Genomic DNA, 19774 nt, shown 5'->3' with positions numbered 1-19774 from the left:
GCCCTTTGTACCATCCATTGTAGCACGTGTGTAGCCCAGGTCATAAGGGGCATGATGATTTGACGTCATCCCCACCTTCCTCCGGTTTGTCACCGGCAGTCACCTTAGAGTGCCCAACTGAATGCTGGCAACTAAGATCAAGGGTTGCGCTCGTTGCGGGACTTAACCCAACATCTCACGACACGAGCTGACGACAACCATGCACCACCTGTCACTTTGTCCCCCGAAGGGGAACCTTCTATCTCTAGAAGTGGCAAAGGATGTCAAGACCTGGTAAGGTTCTTCGCGTTGCTTCGAATTAAACCACATGCTCCACCGCTTGTGCGGGCCCCCGTCAATTCCTTTGAGTTTCAGTCTTGCGACCGTACTCCCCAGGCGGAGTGCTTAATGCGTTAGCTGCAGCACTAAAGGGCGGAAACCCTCTAACACTTAGCACTCATCGTTTACGGCGTGGACTACCAGGGTATCTAATCCTGTTCGCTCCCCACGCTTTCGCGCCTCAGCGTCAGTTACAGACCAGAGAGTCGCCTTCGCCACTGGTGTTCCTCCACATCTCTACGCATTTCACCGCTACACGTGGAATTCCACTCTCCTCTTCTGCACTCAAGTTTCCCAGTTTCCAATGACCCTCCCCGGTTGAGCCGGGGGCTTTCACATCAGACTTAAGAAACCGCCTGCGCGCGCTTTACGCCCAATAATTCCGGACAACGCTTGCCACCTACGTATTACCGCGGCTGCTGGCACGTAGTTAGCCGTGGCTTTCTGGTTAGGTACCGTCAAGGTGCGAGCAGTTACTCTCGCACTTGTTCTTCCCTAACAACAGAGTTTTACGATCCGAAAACCTTCATCACTCACGCGGCGTTGCTCCGTCAGACTTTCGTCCATTGCGGAAGATTCCCTACTGCTGCCTCCCGTAGGAGTCTGGGCCGTGTCTCAGTCCCAGTGTGGCCGATCACCCTCTCAGGTCGGCTACGCATCGTTGCCTTGGTGAGCCATTACCTCACCAACTAGCTAATGCGCCGCGGGCCCATCTGTAAGTGACAGCCGAAACCGTCTTTCCAACTTGAACCATGCGGTTCAAGATACTATCCGGTATTAGCTCCGGTTTCCCGGAGTTATCCCAGTCTTACAGGCAGGTTGCCCACGTGTTACTCACCCGTCCGCCGCTGACCTCCGAAGAGGTCCGCTCGACTTGCATGTATTAGGCACGCCGCCAGCGTTCGTCCTGAGCCAGGATCAAACTCTCCGAAGAAAATTTGTGACTCAATTTGTTGCTGACTTCAAAAATTTAAAACGTTTGGTACGCTTTTGGTTTTGTTTAGTTTTCAAAGATCATTTGCTTCAAGTGCAACTTTTCAATCATAATATACTAGATTGATAAAGTCAACAACTTTTTTTAAAAAATAGCTTAGCGGATTGAACCGCAGATCACTTACAGCAGAGGCTGCTCACAATCATTGCTACAGCCTGGCAACGTCCTACTCTCACAGGGGGAAACCCCCAACTACCATCGGCGCTAAAGAGCTTAACTTCCGTGTTCGGCATGGGAACGGGTGTGACCTCTTTGCCATCGTCACCAGACAATATGCAATTGAAGAAAGAATGTTATTCTTTCAAAACTAAATAACGTATGATAACAAGTTTCACTCAGGTTTTACACTTTATTAGACTGTGGTTAAGTCCTCGAACGATTAGTATCTGTCAGCTCCACACGTCACCGCGCTTCCACCTCAGACCTATCAACCTGATCATCTTTCAGGGTTCTTACTCACTAATGTGATGGGAAATCTCATCTTGAGGGGGGCTTCATGCTTAGATGCTTTCAGCACTTATCCCTTCCGCACATAGCTACCCAGCGATGCCTTTGGCAAGACAACTGGTACACCAGCGGTGCGTCCATCCCGGTCCTCTCGTACTAAGGACAGCTCCTCTCAAATTTCCTGCGCCCACGACGGATAGGGACCGAACTGTCTCACGACGTTCTGAACCCAGCTCGCGTACCGCTTTAATGGGCGAACAGCCCAACCCTTGGGACCGACTACAGCCCCAGGATGCGATGAGCCGACATCGAGGTGCCAAACCTCCCCGTCGATGTGGACTCTTGGGGGAGATAAGCCTGTTATCCCCGGGGTAGCTTTTATCCGTTGAGCGATGGCCCTTCCATGCGGAACCACCGGATCACTAAGCCCGACTTTCGTCCCTGCTCGACTTGTAGGTCTCGCAGTCAAGCTCCCTTGTGCCTTTACACTCTGCGAATGATTTCCAACCATTCTGAGGGAACCTTTGGGCGCCTCCGTTACATTTTAGGAGGCGACCGCCCCAGTCAAACTGCCCACCTGACACTGTCTCCCAGCCCGATCAGGGCTGTGGGTTAGAATTTCAATACAGCAAGGGTAGTATCCCACCAATGCCTCCACCGAAGCTGGCGCTCCGGCTTCCAAGGCTCCTACCTATCCTGTACAAGCTGTACCAAAATTCAATATCAGGCTACAGTAAAGCTCCACGGGGTCTTTCCGTCCTGTCGCGGGTAACCTGCATCTTCACAGGTACTATAATTTCACCGAGTCTCTCGTTGAGACAGTGCCCAGATCGTTACGCCTTTCGTGCGGGTCGGAACTTACCCGACAAGGAATTTCGCTACCTTAGGACCGTTATAGTTACGGCCGCCGTTTACTGGGGCTTCAATTCAAAGCTTCGCTTGCGCTAACCTCTCCTCTTAACCTTCCAGCACCGGGCAGGCGTCAGCCCCTATACTTCGCCTTGCGGCTTCGCAGAGACCTGTGTTTTTGCTAAACAGTCGCCTGGGCCTATTCACTGCGGCTTTTCAGGGCTATGAACCCTAAAAAGCACCCCTTCTCCCGAAGTTACGGGGTCATTTTGCCGAGTTCCTTAACGAGAGTTCTCTCGCTCACCTTAGGATTCTCTCCTCGCCTACCTGTGTCGGTTTGCGGTACGGGCACCTCTCACCTCGCTAGAGGCTTTTCTTGGCAGTGTGGAATCAGGAACTTCGGTACTAAATTTCCCTCGCCATCACAGCTCAGCCTTATATGAGAAGCGGATTTGCCTACTTCTCAGCCTAACTGCTTGGACGCGCATATCCAACAGCGCGCTTGCCCTATCCTCCTGCGTCCCCCCATTGCTCAAATGGTGAGGAGGTGGTACAGGAATATCAACCTGTTGTCCATCGCCTACGCCTTTCGGCCTCGGCTTAGGTCCCGACTAACCCTGAGCGGACGAGCCTTCCTCAGGAAACCTTAGGCATTCGGTGGAGGGGATTCTCACCCCTCTTTCGCTACTCATACCGGCATTCTCACTTCTAAGCGCTCCACCAGTCCTTACGGTCTAGCTTCAACGCCCTTAGAACGCTCTCCTACCACTGTTCGTAAGAACAGTCCACAGCTTCGGTGATACGTTTAGCCCCGGTACATTTTCGGCGCAGAGTCACTCGACCAGTGAGCTATTACGCACTCTTTAAATGGTGGCTGCTTCTAAGCCAACATCCTGGTTGTCTAAGCAACTCCACATCCTTTTCCACTTAACGTATACTTTGGGACCTTAGCTGGTGGTCTGGGCTGTTTCCCTCTTGACTACGGATCTTATCACTCGCAGTCTGACTCCCAAGGAGCAAGTCTTTGGCATTCGGAGTTTGACTGAATTCGGTAACCCGATGAGGGCCCCTAGTCCAATCAGTGCTCTACCTCCAAGACTCTCATACTTGAGGCTAGCCCTAAAGCTATTTCGGAGAGAACCAGCTATCTCCAGGTTCGATTGGAATTTCTCCGCTACCCACACCTCATCCCCGCACTTTTCAACGTGCGTGGGTTCGGGCCTCCATTCAGTGTTACCTGAACTTCACCCTGGACATGGGTAGATCACCTGGTTTCGGGTCTACGACCACGTACTAAAACGCCCTATTCAGACTCGCTTTCGCTGCGGCTCCGTCTCATCAACTTAACCTTGCACGGGATCGTAACTCGCCGGTTCATTCTACAAAAGGCACGCCATCACCCATTAACGGGCTCTGACTACTTGTAAGCACACGGTTTCAGGATCTTTTCACTCCCCTTCCGGGGTGCTTTTCACCTTTCCCTCACGGTACTGGTTCACTATCGGTCACTAGGGAGTATTTAGCCTTGGGAGATGGTCCTCCCTGCTTCCGACGGGATTTCTCGTGTCCCGCCGTACTCAGGATCCACTCTGGAGGGAACGAAGTTTCGACTACAGGGTTATTACCTTCTCTGACGGACCTTTCCAGGTCGCTTCATCTACCCCGTTCCTTTGTAACTCCGTATAGAGTGTCCTACAACCCCAAGAGGCAAGCCTCTTGGTTTGGGCTAATTCCGTTTCGCTCGCCGCTACTTGGGAAATCGCGTTTGCTTTCTCTTCCTCCGGGTACTTAGATGTTTCAGTTCCCCGGGTCTGCCTTCATTATCCTATGTATTCAGATAAAGATACTGTTCCATTACGAACAGTGGGTTTCCCCATTCGGAAATCTCTGGATCAAAGCTTACTTACAGCTCCCCAAAGCATATCGGTGTTAGTCCCGTCCTTCATCGGCTCCTAGTGCCAAGGCATCCACCGTGCGCCCTTCATAACTTAACCTAAATGGTCAATCGCATCACAAGATGCGTTTCGCATTTCGTTGTTTGTTTAGACATAAATGTCTAGAAAATCACTAATTATGGTAAGCGTAAATCTCAGTGAATTACTTGTTATCAATTACGTTATCTAGTTTTCAAAGAACAACCGACAAATCGGATGATTTGTCTTCTATCATAGAGAGAATGATCTCTCAAAACTAAACAAAAACCAAAAGCGTCCTCATATCTTCCTTAGAAAGGAGGTGATCCAGCCGCACCTTCCGATACGGCTACCTTGTTACGACTTCACCCCAATCATCTACCCCACCTTAGGCGGCTGGCTCCTTGCGGTTACCCCACCGACTTCGGGTGTTGCAAACTCTCGTGGTGTGACGGGCGGTGTGTACAAGGCCCGGGAACGTATTCACCGCGGCATGCTGATCCGCGATTACTAGCGATTCCAGCTTCATGCAGGCGAGTTGCAGCCTGCAATCCGAACTGAGAATGGTTTTATGGGATTGGCTAAACCTCGCGGTCTCGCAGCCCTTTGTACCATCCATTGTAGCACGTGTGTAGCCCAGGTCATAAGGGGCATGATGATTTGACGTCATCCCCACCTTCCTCCGGTTTGTCACCGGCAGTCACCTTAGAGTGCCCAACTGAATGCTGGCAACTAAGATCAAGGGTTGCGCTCGTTGCGGGACTTAACCCAACATCTCACGACACGAGCTGACGACAACCATGCACCACCTGTCACTTTGTCCCCCGAAGGGGAACCTTCTATCTCTAGAAGTGGCAAAGGATGTCAAGACCTGGTAAGGTTCTTCGCGTTGCTTCGAATTAAACCACATGCTCCACCGCTTGTGCGGGCCCCCGTCAATTCCTTTGAGTTTCAGTCTTGCGACCGTACTCCCCAGGCGGAGTGCTTAATGCGTTAGCTGCAGCACTAAAGGGCGGAAACCCTCTAACACTTAGCACTCATCGTTTACGGCGTGGACTACCAGGGTATCTAATCCTGTTCGCTCCCCACGCTTTCGCGCCTCAGCGTCAGTTACAGACCAGAGAGTCGCCTTCGCCACTGGTGTTCCTCCACATCTCTACGCATTTCACCGCTACACGTGGAATTCCACTCTCCTCTTCTGCACTCAAGTTTCCCAGTTTCCAATGACCCTCCCCGGTTGAGCCGGGGGCTTTCACATCAGACTTAAGAAACCGCCTGCGCGCGCTTTACGCCCAATAATTCCGGACAACGCTTGCCACCTACGTATTACCGCGGCTGCTGGCACGTAGTTAGCCGTGGCTTTCTGGTTAGGTACCGTCAAGGTGCGAGCAGTTACTCTCGCACTTGTTCTTCCCTAACAACAGAGTTTTACGATCCGAAAACCTTCATCACTCACGCGGCGTTGCTCCGTCAGACTTTCGTCCATTGCGGAAGATTCCCTACTGCTGCCTCCCGTAGGAGTCTGGGCCGTGTCTCAGTCCCAGTGTGGCCGATCACCCTCTCAGGTCGGCTACGCATCGTTGCCTTGGTGAGCCATTACCTCACCAACTAGCTAATGCGCCGCGGGCCCATCTGTAAGTGACAGCCGAAACCGTCTTTCCAACTTGAACCATGCGGTTCAAGATACTATCCGGTATTAGCTCCGGTTTCCCGGAGTTATCCCAGTCTTACAGGCAGGTTGCCCACGTGTTACTCACCCGTCCGCCGCTGACCTCCGAAGAGGTCCGCTCGACTTGCATGTATTAGGCACGCCGCCAGCGTTCGTCCTGAGCCAGGATCAAACTCTCCGAAGAAAATTTGTGACTCAATTTGTTGCTGACTTCAAAAATTTAAAACGTTTGGTACGCTTTTGGTTTTGTTTAGTTTTCAAAGATCATTTGCTTCAAGTGCAACTTTTCAATCATAATATACTAGATTGATAAAGTCAACAACTTTTTTAAAAAATAGCTTAGCGGATTGAACCGCAGATCACTTACAGCAGAGGCTGCTCACAATCATTGCTACAGCCTGGCAACGTCCTACTCTCACAGGGGGAAACCCCCAACTACCATCGGCGCTAAAGAGCTTAACTTCCGTGTTCGGCATGGGAACGGGTGTGACCTCTTTGCCATCATCACCAGACAATATGCAATTAGAAAGAGTTATTCTTTCAAAACTAAATAACGTATGATAACAAGTTTCACTCAGGTTTTACACTTTATTAGACTGTGGTTAAGTCCTCGAACGATTAGTATCTGTCAGCTCCACACGTCACCGCGCTTCCACCTCAGACCTATCAACCTGATCATCTTTCAGGGTTCTTACTCACTAATGTGATGGGAAATCTCATCTTGAGGGGGGCTTCATGCTTAGATGCTTTCAGCACTTATCCCTTCCGCACATAGCTACCCAGCGATGCCTTTGGCAAGACAACTGGTACACCAGCGGTGCGTCCATCCCGGTCCTCTCGTACTAAGGACAGCTCCTCTCAAATTTCCTGCGCCCACGACGGATAGGGACCGAACTGTCTCACGACGTTCTGAACCCAGCTCGCGTACCGCTTTAATGGGCGAACAGCCCAACCCTTGGGACCGACTACAGCCCCAGGATGCGATGAGCCGACATCGAGGTGCCAAACCTCCCCGTCGATGTGGACTCTTGGGGGAGATAAGCCTGTTATCCCCGGGGTAGCTTTTATCCGTTGAGCGATGGCCCTTCCATGCGGAACCACCGGATCACTAAGCCCGACTTTCGTCCCTGCTCGACTTGTAGGTCTCGCAGTCAAGCTCCCTTGTGCCTTTACACTCTGCGAATGATTTCCAACCATTCTGAGGGAACCTTTGGGCGCCTCCGTTACATTTTAGGAGGCGACCGCCCCAGTCAAACTGCCCACCTGACACTGTCTCCCAGCCCGATCAGGGCTGTGGGTTAGAATTTCAATACAGCAAGGGTAGTATCCCACCAATGCCTCCACCGAAGCTGGCGCTCCGGCTTCCAAGGCTCCTACCTATCCTGTACAAGCTGTACCAAAATTCAATATCAGGCTACAGTAAAGCTCCACGGGGTCTTTCCGTCCTGTCGCGGGTAACCTGCATCTTCACAGGTACTATAATTTCACCGAGTCTCTCGTTGAGACAGTGCCCAGATCGTTACGCCTTTCGTGCGGGTCGGAACTTACCCGACAAGGAATTTCGCTACCTTAGGACCGTTATAGTTACGGCCGCCGTTTACTGGGGCTTCAATTCAAAGCTTCGCTTGCGCTAACCTCTCCTCTTAACCTTCCAGCACCGGGCAGGCGTCAGCCCCTATACTTCGCCTTGCGGCTTCGCAGAGACCTGTGTTTTTGCTAAACAGTCGCCTGGGCCTATTCACTGCGGCTTTTCAGGGCTATGAACCCTAAAAAGCACCCCTTCTCCCGAAGTTACGGGGTCATTTTGCCGAGTTCCTTAACGAGAGTTCTCTCGCTCACCTTAGGATTCTCTCCTCGCCTACCTGTGTCGGTTTGCGGTACGGGCACCTCTCACCTCGCTAGAGGCTTTTCTTGGCAGTGTGGAATCAGGAACTTCGGTACTAAATTTCCCTCGCCATCACAGCTCAGCCTTATATGAGAAGCGGATTTGCCTACTTCTCAGCCTAACTGCTTGGACGCGCATATCCAACAGCGCGCTTGCCCTATCCTCCTGCGTCCCCCCATTGCTCAAATGGTGAGGAGGTGGTACAGGAATATCAACCTGTTGTCCATCGCCTACGCCTTTCGGCCTCGGCTTAGGTCCCGACTAACCCTGAGCGGACGAGCCTTCCTCAGGAAACCTTAGGCATTCGGTGGAGGGGATTCTCACCCCTCTTTCGCTACTCATACCGGCATTCTCACTTCTAAGCGCTCCACCAGTCCTTACGGTCTAGCTTCAACGCCCTTAGAACGCTCTCCTACCACTGTTCGTAAGAACAGTCCACAGCTTCGGTGATACGTTTAGCCCCGGTACATTTTCGGCGCAGAGTCACTCGACCAGTGAGCTATTACGCACTCTTTAAATGGTGGCTGCTTCTAAGCCAACATCCTGGTTGTCTAAGCAACTCCACATCCTTTTCCACTTAACGTATACTTTGGGACCTTAGCTGGTGGTCTGGGCTGTTTCCCTCTTGACTACGGATCTTATCACTCGCAGTCTGACTCCCAAGGAGCAAGTCTTTGGCATTCGGAGTTTGACTGAATTCGGTAACCCGATGAGGGCCCCTAGTCCAATCAGTGCTCTACCTCCAAGACTCTCATACTTGAGGCTAGCCCTAAAGCTATTTCGGAGAGAACCAGCTATCTCCAGGTTCGATTGGAATTTCTCCGCTACCCACACCTCATCCCCGCACTTTTCAACGTGCGTGGGTTCGGGCCTCCATTCAGTGTTACCTGAACTTCACCCTGGACATGGGTAGATCACCTGGTTTCGGGTCTACGACCACGTACTAAAACGCCCTATTCAGACTCGCTTTCGCTGCGGCTCCGTCTCATCAACTTAACCTTGCACGGGATCGTAACTCGCCGGTTCATTCTACAAAAGGCACGCCATCACCCATTAACGGGCTCTGACTACTTGTAAGCACACGGTTTCAGGATCTTTTCACTCCCCTTCCGGGGTGCTTTTCACCTTTCCCTCACGGTACTGGTTCACTATCGGTCACTAGGGAGTATTTAGCCTTGGGAGATGGTCCTCCCTGCTTCCGACGGGATTTCTCGTGTCCCGCCGTACTCAGGATCCACTCTGGAGGGAACGAAGTTTCGACTACAGGGTTATTACCTTCTCTGACGGACCTTTCCAGGTCGCTTCATCTACCCCGTTCCTTTGTAACTCCGTATAGAGTGTCCTACAACCCCAAGAGGCAAGCCTCTTGGTTTGGGCTAATTCCGTTTCGCTCGCCGCTACTTGGGAAATCGCGTTTGCTTTCTCTTCCTCCGGGTACTTAGATGTTTCAGTTCCCCGGGTCTGCCTTCATTATCCTATGTATTCAGATAAAGATACTGTTCCATTACGAACAGTGGGTTTCCCCATTCGGAAATCTCTGGATCAAAGCTTACTTACAGCTCCCCAAAGCATATCGGTGTTAGTCCCGTCCTTCATCGGCTCCTAGTGCCAAGGCATCCACCGTGCGCCCTTCATAACTTAACCTAAATGGTCAACCGCATCATAAGATGCGTTTCGCATTTCGTTGTTTGTTTAGACATAAATGTCTAGAAAATCACTAATTATGGTAAGCGTAAATCTCAGTGAATTACTTGTTATCAATTACGTTATCTAGTTTTCAAAGAACAACCGACAAATCGGATGATTTGTCTTCTATCATAGAGAGAATGATCTCTCAAAACTAAACAAAAACCAAAAGCGTCCTCATATCTTCCTTAGAAAGGAGGTGATCCAGCCGCACCTTCCGATACGGCTACCTTGTTACGACTTCACCCCAATCATCTACCCCACCTTAGGCGGCTGGCTCCTTGCGGTTACCCCACCGACTTCGGGTGTTGCAAACTCTCGTGGTGTGACGGGCGGTGTGTACAAGGCCCGGGAACGTATTCACCGCGGCATGCTGATCCGCGATTACTAGCGATTCCAGCTTCATGCAGGCGAGTTGCAGCCTGCAATCCGAACTGAGAATGGTTTTATGGGATTGGCTAAACCTCGCGGTCTCGCAGCCCTTTGTACCATCCATTGTAGCACGTGTGTAGCCCAGGTCATAAGGGGCATGATGATTTGACGTCATCCCCACCTTCCTCCGGTTTGTCACCGGCAGTCACCTTAGAGTGCCCAACTGAATGCTGGCAACTAAGATCAAGGGTTGCGCTCGTTGCGGGACTTAACCCAACATCTCACGACACGAGCTGACGACAACCATGCACCACCTGTCACTTTGTCCCCCGAAGGGGAACCTTCTATCTCTAGAAGTGGCAAAGGATGTCAAGACCTGGTAAGGTTCTTCGCGTTGCTTCGAATTAAACCACATGCTCCACCGCTTGTGCGGGCCCCCGTCAATTCCTTTGAGTTTCAGTCTTGCGACCGTACTCCCCAGGCGGAGTGCTTAATGCGTTAGCTGCAGCACTAAAGGGCGGAAACCCTCTAACACTTAGCACTCATCGTTTACGGCGTGGACTACCAGGGTATCTAATCCTGTTCGCTCCCCACGCTTTCGCGCCTCAGCGTCAGTTACAGACCAGAGAGTCGCCTTCGCCACTGGTGTTCCTCCACATCTCTACGCATTTCACCGCTACACGTGGAATTCCACTCTCCTCTTCTGCACTCAAGTTTCCCAGTTTCCAATGACCCTCCCCGGTTGAGCCGGGGGCTTTCACATCAGACTTAAGAAACCGCCTGCGCGCGCTTTACGCCCAATAATTCCGGACAACGCTTGCCACCTACGTATTACCGCGGCTGCTGGCACGTAGTTAGCCGTGGCTTTCTGGTTAGGTACCGTCAAGGTGCGAGCAGTTACTCTCGCACTTGTTCTTCCCTAACAACAGAGTTTTACGATCCGAAAACCTTCATCACTCACGCGGCGTTGCTCCGTCAGACTTTCGTCCATTGCGGAAGATTCCCTACTGCTGCCTCCCGTAGGAGTCTGGGCCGTGTCTCAGTCCCAGTGTGGCCGATCACCCTCTCAGGTCGGCTACGCATCGTTGCCTTGGTGAGCCATTACCTCACCAACTAGCTAATGCGCCGCGGGCCCATCTGTAAGTGACAGCCGAAACCGTCTTTCCAACTTGAACCATGCGGTTCAAGATACTATCCGGTATTAGCTCCGGTTTCCCGGAGTTATCCCAGTCTTACAGGCAGGTTGCCCACGTGTTACTCACCCGTCCGCCGCTAACCTCCGAAGAGGTCCGCTCGACTTGCATGTATTAGGCACGCCGCCAGCGTTCGTCCTGAGCCAGGATCAAACTCTCCGAAGAAAATTTGTGACTCAATTTGTTGCTGACTTCAAAAATTTAAAACGTTTGGTACGCTTTTGGTTTTGTTTAGTTTTCAAAGATCATTTGCATCAAGTGTAACTTTCCAATCATAATATACTAGATTGATAAAGTCAACAACTTTTTTCATTTCACATTGTCGTTTGTTTGCGACAACAGCTATTAATATACCACGATAACTTAAGAGAGTCAACGTTTTTTTAAAAGGCCATTTATTTATCTGCAAGGCGCTCTTAAAAGGCACAAGAGATAGAATACCAATCTATTAAGCTAAAGTCAACAAAAAAAAAAGAGATGCCGGAGCACCTCTTTTTTTTATCTATTATTATCCTGCCAAAAAGACGAAGTAGAGAATGAAGATGACGAACAATCCATACATAATTGGATGAATCTCTTTTGCTTTTCCTTTTACAATCATTGTAACCGGATAGAAGATGAACCCGATGGCAATTCCAGTTGCGATGCTGTACGTTAACGGCATTGCGATTATTGTCAAGAAAGCCGGAACAGCCATTTCAAATCGGTTCCAGTCAATTTTCCCAAGGGAAGAAACCATGAGAATACCTACTATAATTAATGCAGGAGCTGTAACTGGCGCTGTGATGACACTCAGCAGCGGCGAGAAGAACAGAGCAAGCAAGAACAGAGCAGCTGTTACGACAGAAGCAAATCCTGTTCTCGCCCCTGCTGCTACACCCGCAGAAGATTCAATATAAGATGTAGTAGTAGATGTACCTAAGATAGAGCCAATTACTGTTGCTGCTGAATCGGCAAATAATGCTTTGCTGGCTCTTGGCAGCTTGTTTTCTTTAATAAGACCAGCCTGATTGGCAACAGCTACAAGAGTTCCAGCCGTGTCAAAGAAATCCGCAAACAGGAATGTCAGAATGACCACAAGCATTTGAAGCGTTAGCAGCTGATCAAGATTTTGGAAAGCTGCGCCAAACGTTGGCTCAAGACTCGGAACAGCTCCTACTACTTGAGTCGGCACATCAATTAATTGAAAGATCATGCCCATAATAGCTGTTAGGATCATTCCATAGAAGATTCCGCCATTAATGCGTTTAACCATAAAGATGACTGTGATGAAAACCCCGAAAATAGCAAGAAGTGCATTTCCGTCTTTTAGATTCCCAAGACCCACTAACACCGCATCATTATTTGTGATGATGCCTGCATTTTGAAAGCCGACAAAAGTGATGAATAATCCGATACCCGCTCCAACTGCGTGTTTCAATTCTTCCGGAATGGAGTTGATAATTTTTTCACGAAGACCTGAAGTTGTTAAAACAATAAAGATCAACCCGGAAACAAGCACCCCTGATAGGGCAGTCTGCCAAGGAATACCCATCGTAAGTACAACAGTGAAGGCAAAGAAAGCATTTAATCCCATACCCGGCGCGAGTGCAATCGGATATCTGGCTATGAGCCCCATCAGCAGAGACCCAATTGCAGCTGCAAGAGCTGTAGCTGTAAATACGGCACCCTGATCCATTCTAAGCTCATTAGGAAAATCAGGCACTGACGCAAGGGATAATGTCAGCGGATTGACAAATAAGATATATGCCATGGACAGGAAGGTTGTTAACCCGCCAATAATCTCGCGGCGGTAATTGGTGCCCAGCTCCTCAAATTGAAAATACTTCTTCATCTAAAATCCTCCTACTATCTTAAACGTCGTTTTAAGCATGGGGCATGCCCGCAAAAAATAGAATAAGTTCAAAAAAGCGCTCCTGCTTGCTGCGGGAGCGCTTGACGACAACGATATTAGATAGGACTGGTTCCAGAACGGATCCCGGAATCCCAATCTTATATAACACCTCGTAGTCAAGCTCTTTACGGCAGCTTGGTAGAAACTTTTGGGCCATATCCCCAACTTTATACGACGTATTTAGACAAATTTTGTGTACCCTCATATTAACAGCGTAGGTATAAAGTCGTCAATAAAAAACGAACATTTAATTAAAAATGTTCGTTTTCGTTCGTCTATTCCCACTCAATGGTTGCTGGTGGCTTGCTCGTGATGTCATAAACAACGCGATTAATATGTTTTACTTCATTCACAATGCGGGTTGAGATGAGCTCAAGCACTTCCCACGGAATGCGCGCCCAGTCAGACGTCATCCCATCGATAGAAGTAACCGCACGGATTCCAATTGTATAATCATATGTTCTTGCATCACCCATAACACCTACACTGCGGATGTCAGGAAGAACTGTGAAGTATTGCCAGATATCTCTTTCAAGTCCTGCTTTAGCAATTTCCTCACGTAAAATTGCATCCGATTCACGAACGATTTCAAGCTTTTCTTCAGAAATCGCTCCTAATACACGGATTCCAAGTCCTGGTCCAGGGAAAGGCTGACGCCAAACGATTTCATCAGGAATTCCAAGCTCAGATCCCAATGCACGCACTTCATCCTTAAAGAGGGTATTCAAAGGCTCAATCAGTTTAAACTGCATGTCCTCCGGAAGTCCGCCTACATTGTGATGAGATTTAATCGTTTGAGCTGTTGCCGTGCCGCTCTCAATAATATCTGTATAAAGAGTTCCTTGAGCAAGGAACTCGATGCCTTTAAGTTTTGTAGCTTCGTCATCAAATACATAAATGAACTCATTGCCGATGATTTTGCGTTTTTGCTCAGGATCAGAGACCCCGCGCAGTTTATCCATGAAACGCTCTTTTGCATCAACTTTAATAACATTCATGTTGAAGCCTTCACTGAATGTTTTCATAACGCCTTCTGCTTCGTCTTTACGAAGAAGACCATGATCAACAAAGATACATGTCAGCTGATCTCCGATAGCTTTATGAATCAGGACTGCTACTACAGAAGAATCAACCCCTCCGCTTAATGCGCAAAGAACTTGCTTTTCGCCGACCTGCTCACGGATTTTCTGAAGTTCCATTTCAATGAAGTTTTCCATTGACCATTCTTCTGAACAGCCGCAAACTCCAAATACAAAGTTTTTCAGCATATCATTCCCGAACTCAGAATGGCGTACTTCCGGATGGAACTGTACCCCATAAAGACGGCGCTCTTCATTGCTGATCGCTGCAAAAGGACATGCAGGGCTTGTCGCGTCGACAATAAAGCCGCTAGGAATGTCAGCCACTAAATCACCGTGACTCATCCACACGATCTGCTGTTTTGGCAGATCCGCAAACAATGCTGTTTCTGTTTGAACGTTCAAAGTCGCTTTTCCATATTCACGATGGTTGGCAGCTTCTACTTTTCCGCCCAAGTAATGAGTCATCAATTGCATTCCGTAACAGATGCCAAGGACAGGGATTCCAAGGTCGAAGATTTTTTCATCACAGCGGAAAGCCTGTTCGCCGTACACACTGTTTGGTCCTCCAGATAGAATGATTCCTTTAGGATTCATCTTCTTGATTTCTTCAGCCGTAAGTGTATGCGGATGAAGCTCACTGTATACACCAAGCTCACGAATCCTGCGGGTGATTAATTGATTATATTGACTTCCAAAATCCAACACTACAACCATTTCATCTTGCATGTTTATCACGGGTGGTCACCTCATTCGAAAGATATCCCCTTTATGAATAAAGAGGGGTCATGCGTCAGACACTGATGCATCTTTTACTAAAATTAAGAAAAAAAGCTAGAACTATGCCTTCAATCCAAAAAGAAAAGAAGGCAGAATTCTAGCTTTTACACTCGTCTATTCTGCCTTCATAGTCAGATTATTTGCGGCAATCCGGTAGAGACTCTCGAACCATATTTTCGAGGATATATGAAGGATAAGTACTATTAATTTTCCCTATTCTAACAATGTCCTGTCATTCGGTCAAGATGATATCTTTTTAATTAAATTTTCCCACAATTCCTTTGATTTTATCCATTCTTCTTTCGAATTGTCCCCTCGGTAGAGAGACTTTTCATAACTGGCTGTCAGTTTGGTCATATCGCGCACGTCAAAAAAGGAATCAACATACCTTGCATAGTCCCGCAGTGTTTGTCCCTCATGTCGCTTTAATCCATAACGCTCAAGCTGCTTTAACAGTGCGACATATGCATCGCCGTACACTTTTTCGTCTTTGCGGTGCTTATAAGTGTACAAGATTAAATATGGCATCCATCTTAACCTGGTTTTATATAAAGTAAAGGCAATCATCACAGCCGCTATCAGGATAAGATAGAAGGCTGTACTTCCAATTTGTATGGAAAATGGCCATGAACTGCTGTTTGAGCTGCTCGATTGCGGAGTATTGTTTTCCTCAGTGACAGGCTCTTTCTCAGGCTGAGATTGTTCCGGTGTTTCCGTTTCTGCACGTTCCTGAGAATCCAAATTAAAGGTAAAATCATATGGATTTGTAAAGCTTTTGGTCGGTTCAAACGGCACCCAGCCTATCCCGCTGAAGTAAACCTCTACCCATGAATGAGCATTATTGTTCGTAATCTTGTACTCTTTCTGATTCCCGCCAAGGTTTTGGATAAACGCTCCGTCTGAATACCCTTTTACCCATCGTGCCGGAATATCTGCAGCACGAAGCAAAACAATCATCGAGGTCGAAAAGTTATCACAATACCCCTTGAAGGTTTCAAAAAGAAATTGATCCACGTAATCCTCTTCACCTCTTGGTACAGCAACGTCTGTCGTTTCATACGTAAACTGCGACCCTCCGAGGTAGGTTTCAATAGATTTCGCCTTATCATAATAATTATCGTTACCAGACGTTAATTCCAAAGCCAAATCCCGCACCCGCTGCGGAAGCTCCTCAGGCAGCTGGGTAAAACGCGCACGGATATCCTCCGGTACACCATTATTTGATGAAACCTTACGGAGCTCATCAATTTTAAAGTCCGGAAACTCATAGGCTGCCACGTAGGATCCAGGTGAAAAGTTCCCTCTGTTCTCTGCCAGACGCGGTGTCATCAGTTCCGTTAGTGGATTCACGTCTAATGCTGAATCCCGCGGAAGCGTGACAGACTTAATTCCGGCAGGATATATGACATGGTCATACCGGTATTGATCATCAATCTCTACACTTGCTGTAAGCGGAACAGTGTCTACCCCCTCTACCGTCGATGAAATAGTGATGTTTTCAGGATCCATTTGAACAGATTCGGCTTCAGAATCTGAAACATCCCATCCTTTACCCGTGTATAAATCCTTTGTTTCCACTCTCCAGTAATGTCGGTCTTCGGCAACCGCAGTAAAAACAGGGGTATCATCAGCGACAAAAGCTCCGCCCAGCTGTTCATCATTTGGACCGTAGCCAATCTTATTAACAGTGCCGTTTGGCCCTCCCTCCGAGCCCCCATATGCCGTCAAATACGGAACAGGATCAGGCCATTGCGGTTCGGCTTTTGGAGAAAGAATACCGACTAGCACGGCGCAGCCTATTAAAGCGGAAAGCGGCAGCACCCACTTTATCGTCATATAGCGCTCTCTTTTAATTCTTTCAAGGATTTTGATCCTTTCCAGATAAAGCAGACCGATTAAAACAAAACCAATGACGACAATTCTTACAATGGCAAAGCTCGCATCATATTCTGTAAACGTATCAAGCACAGTCACATAGACAATTGTGATGATAAAAAAGAACATGATGCGTTTTTGAAAGATGATCCAGTAATTAATCAGATAAACAAGCAGCCATAAAAGAACAAAGAACAGCAGTGTACGAAAAGGAGAGGAAATCTCCATCCAATTTGCTTCCATCATTAAGGCTGCATTATTACTAATATCTCCTATAAATAATCCAATCCATGCAGGGCTGAAAAAAGATCCTTCAAAAAACAAAAGATGCTGGACAAATAAAATGTAAAAGATTTTAACTAGAGCTCCTATATACCAGCGAGCCTTAACCGAAATAAACAAGAAGCTGAGTCCAATAAAAAGGACAAACACCACGGTATTCCCTGTTTCCGTGAAGTCCTGCAGCGGCCTTAGCCATTCCCACAGCAGCAGGAATGCAAATCCGTAGTAGATGTAGGCGGATGTCAGTTTATCAAAGTTTTCGCTCACAGCGTACTCACCTCTTTGAATGCATCTTCAAATCTGCCTGCACTAACTGCTTTTATCATAATCCTTCGTTTCATCAGCCGTTCTATCATCACTTTTTCTTCGCTTGAAATCCTTTCTCCTTCTCTCTTAATGAGGAACACGAACGTAGAGTGATTCCGGCTTCCAATAAGTTCAAGTTTTCTGACTAAATCGAGTGACAGGCTTGCAGTTACGAGCAATGGCGTCACATTTTTTGATTGCCAAACCGGCAGTTCGCTTTCAGTTACATCCGCAAAAGAACGCCCGCTGTCACAATCCACTTTTGCCAGGTGATAGTAAATCTGCTGTAGGTGCTGTTCTGTTTCCTTCAGGGAGAACACTGTTTTTTCCCTTCCAAATGAAACAAACCCCATTTTGGCCCCGCTTTTTATAATCGCCCTAGCAAGCGAGGCAGAAAACGTGACGATTTCTTCAAAAGCATCAGACTTTACCCTGTCCATCATGAGCACGACATCATGACTTTGCATTTGTTCAAACTCTTTCGTCATAATGCGGTCTCTTCTTGCTGTTGCCTTCCAGTCAATCCACGAAAAACGGTCTCCAGGCTGATATTCCCTTATCCCGATTGCCATTGTGGTATCCTGCCAGAATTTCGCTTTAGAATTTGTTGCTCCCTGTTCAAACTGCTTCTCATGTTGACGATAGGTCAAGTCTACAGAATGGGGATAAACGAGGAAGTAATTTTCCGACTTAAATATCATCTCTTTATCGATGAGGCCAAACAGATCTCCCGTTCGGACCCGGACTTCTGTAAAGCGGTGCTCGCCCCTCGGCATTCGCTTCAATTCATATTGCATGGTGATTGTCTTCTTAAACCATGGGAACAAAAGCTTTTTCGGTTCACTCATTAATTTCTGCGCGGACAGTTTCTCTGGCAGAATGTCTTCTACTATTAAATAGAACAATGGAAAAGGAACGTTCCTTTTGATTGTGATTGTCCCAATTAACTTTTCCCCTACTAAAAATTGCTCCTGATTGATGGATCGTGTGACTTGAAAGGTTCTGATTGGATATATGGCAATCAGAAGCGAATAAATGGAGATCGGCAGAAAGCTGTAAAACAAAAACCAGCTCACAAATCCTCCCTGAAACATGGCATATGCAAATGTGACAGCCGTAAAAAACAAAAGACTCACAAGCTTCCAGACATAGCGGATTTTAAGAAAAAAGGATTTCATTAATTGCTCATCGACCTTTGTACCGGCACAGAAGTTCTTGAAATAATTTCAGAAAGCAGCTGTTCAGACGATTTTCCTTCATATTTCGCTTCTGATTTTAAGATCATCCGGTGAGGAAGTGTATAAGGGGCCAGATATTGGATATCATCAGGAATGACATAGTCACGGCCATACAGGAAAGCAAAGGCTTGTGCGGATTTCATAAGTGCGATGGATCCGCGGGGACTTGCACCTAAGTAGACGGAAGGATGTTTGCGCGTCTTTGTAACAAGCTCGACTATATATCGTTTCACTGTCTCATCTACATAGATTGACTGTATTTCTTTTTGAAGCTCTACTAATTCTTCTTTTGTGATGACAGCCTGTATATGGTGAATCGGTCTTTCTTTTTCAGCAAGGTTCAGAATTTCAAGCTCTTCTCCTGGAGTCGGATAGCCCATTCTGATTTTGAAAAGAAAACGGTCAAGCTGGGCCTCAGGGAGCGGATAAGTGCCTTCGTATTCAATCGGGTTCTGTGTTGCCATGACAAAGAATGGACGCCCAAGGGATTTCGTTACACCATCAACCGTAACATTCGCTTCTTCCATTCCTTCTAATAACGCGGATTGTGTTTTAGGCGACGTGCGGTTAATTTCATCGGCAAGGACGATATTTCCCATAATAGGACCCGGGCGGTATTCAAATTCCAGCGTTTTCGGATTATAAATAGAAACTCCTGTTACATCAGACGGCAATAAATCAGGAGTGAATTGAATTCGTTTAAAATCTGCTCCTACCGATTTGGCAAGAGATCTGACCATCATGGTTTTCCCGACACCAGGGACATCTTCAAGCAAAACGTGGCCTTCAGCCAATATGGCAACCAGGCTGAGCACTGCTACATCGCGTTTTCCGACCATGACACGTTCTATATTTTCAATCACTTTACCTAGTTTAGGATGCATCGTTTCATTTTGAGCCATACTATTCCTCCTAGAACCATTTATCGATAAGTTGCTTAACTTTAATATAGTTCGGAACGAAGCGACAAATTCCTGTTTCTTTTTACATATTT

At 47.8% G+C, this 19774-nt stretch carries 5 protein-coding genes, 7 rRNA genes and 2 riboswitches (1 of these 14 cut by a window edge); all 12 genes read right to left on the bottom strand.

Annotation, left to right across the window (positions count from 1 at the left end; translation table 11 throughout):
- A 16S ribosomal RNA gene (locus QLQ22_RS01765) occupies positions 1-1252 on the bottom strand (it extends 286 nt beyond the left edge of the window).
- Between the two features lie 213 nt (positions 1253-1465).
- A 5S ribosomal RNA gene (gene rrf, locus QLQ22_RS01760) occupies positions 1466-1581 on the bottom strand.
- A 90-nt stretch (positions 1582-1671) separates the two neighbouring features.
- Positions 1672-4602 (bottom strand): 23S ribosomal RNA (locus tag QLQ22_RS01755).
- Between the two features lie 234 nt (positions 4603-4836).
- A 16S ribosomal RNA gene (locus QLQ22_RS01750) occupies positions 4837-6374 on the bottom strand.
- A gap of 212 nt (positions 6375-6586) precedes the next feature.
- Positions 6587-6702: ribosomal RNA gene (gene rrf / locus QLQ22_RS01745) — 5S ribosomal RNA — on the bottom strand.
- Positions 6703-6788: 86 nt separating this feature from the next.
- Positions 6789-9719, bottom strand: a 23S ribosomal RNA gene (locus QLQ22_RS01740).
- A 234-nt stretch (positions 9720-9953) separates the two neighbouring features.
- Positions 9954-11491, bottom strand: a 16S ribosomal RNA gene (locus QLQ22_RS01735).
- Together the 16S, 23S and 5S rRNA genes form the textbook arrangement of a ribosomal RNA operon.
- A 343-nt stretch (positions 11492-11834) precedes the next feature.
- The gene (locus QLQ22_RS01730; RefSeq protein ID WP_223439065.1) at positions 11835-13160 is read right to left on the bottom strand and encodes an NCS2 family permease; all 1326 of its coding nucleotides are present in this window, start codon (positions 13158-13160) and stop codon (positions 11835-11837) included.
- Between the two features lie 153 nt (positions 13161-13313).
- Positions 13314-13415, bottom strand: a riboswitch (purine riboswitch).
- Between the two features lie 80 nt (positions 13416-13495).
- On the bottom strand, positions 13496-15028 hold the full coding sequence (guaA, locus tag QLQ22_RS01725; RefSeq protein ID WP_420828850.1) for a glutamine-hydrolyzing GMP synthase: 1533 nt from the start codon (positions 15026-15028) through the stop codon (positions 13496-13498).
- A gap of 159 nt (positions 15029-15187) precedes the next feature.
- Positions 15188-15289, bottom strand: a riboswitch (purine riboswitch).
- Positions 15290-15319: 30 nt separating this feature from the next.
- On the bottom strand, positions 15320-17503 hold the full coding sequence (locus QLQ22_RS01720; RefSeq protein WP_284015889.1) for a transglutaminase TgpA family protein: 2184 nt from the start codon (positions 17501-17503) through the stop codon (positions 15320-15322).
- Positions 17500-18720, bottom strand: a complete 1221-nt coding sequence (locus QLQ22_RS01715) for a DUF58 domain-containing protein (protein WP_284015888.1) — start codon at positions 18718-18720, stop codon at positions 17500-17502. Before QLQ22_RS01715 ends, QLQ22_RS01720 begins: the two co-directional genes overlap by 4 nt.
- Positions 18720-19682 carry an AAA family ATPase gene (locus tag QLQ22_RS01710; RefSeq protein WP_284015887.1) on the bottom strand — a complete coding sequence of 321 codons (963 nt, stop codon included), beginning with the start codon at positions 19680-19682 and terminating at the stop codon, positions 18720-18722. Before QLQ22_RS01710 ends, QLQ22_RS01715 begins: the two co-directional genes overlap by 1 nt.
- Positions 19683-19774: the final 92 nt, after the last annotated feature.

Origin of the sequence: Metabacillus hrfriensis (genome assembly GCF_030127205.1) — a bacterium.
Classification (GTDB): domain Bacteria; phylum Bacillota; class Bacilli; order Bacillales; family Bacillaceae; genus Bacillus_P; species Bacillus_P dongyingensis.
This window is presented reverse-complemented; position numbering and strand designations above follow the sequence as displayed.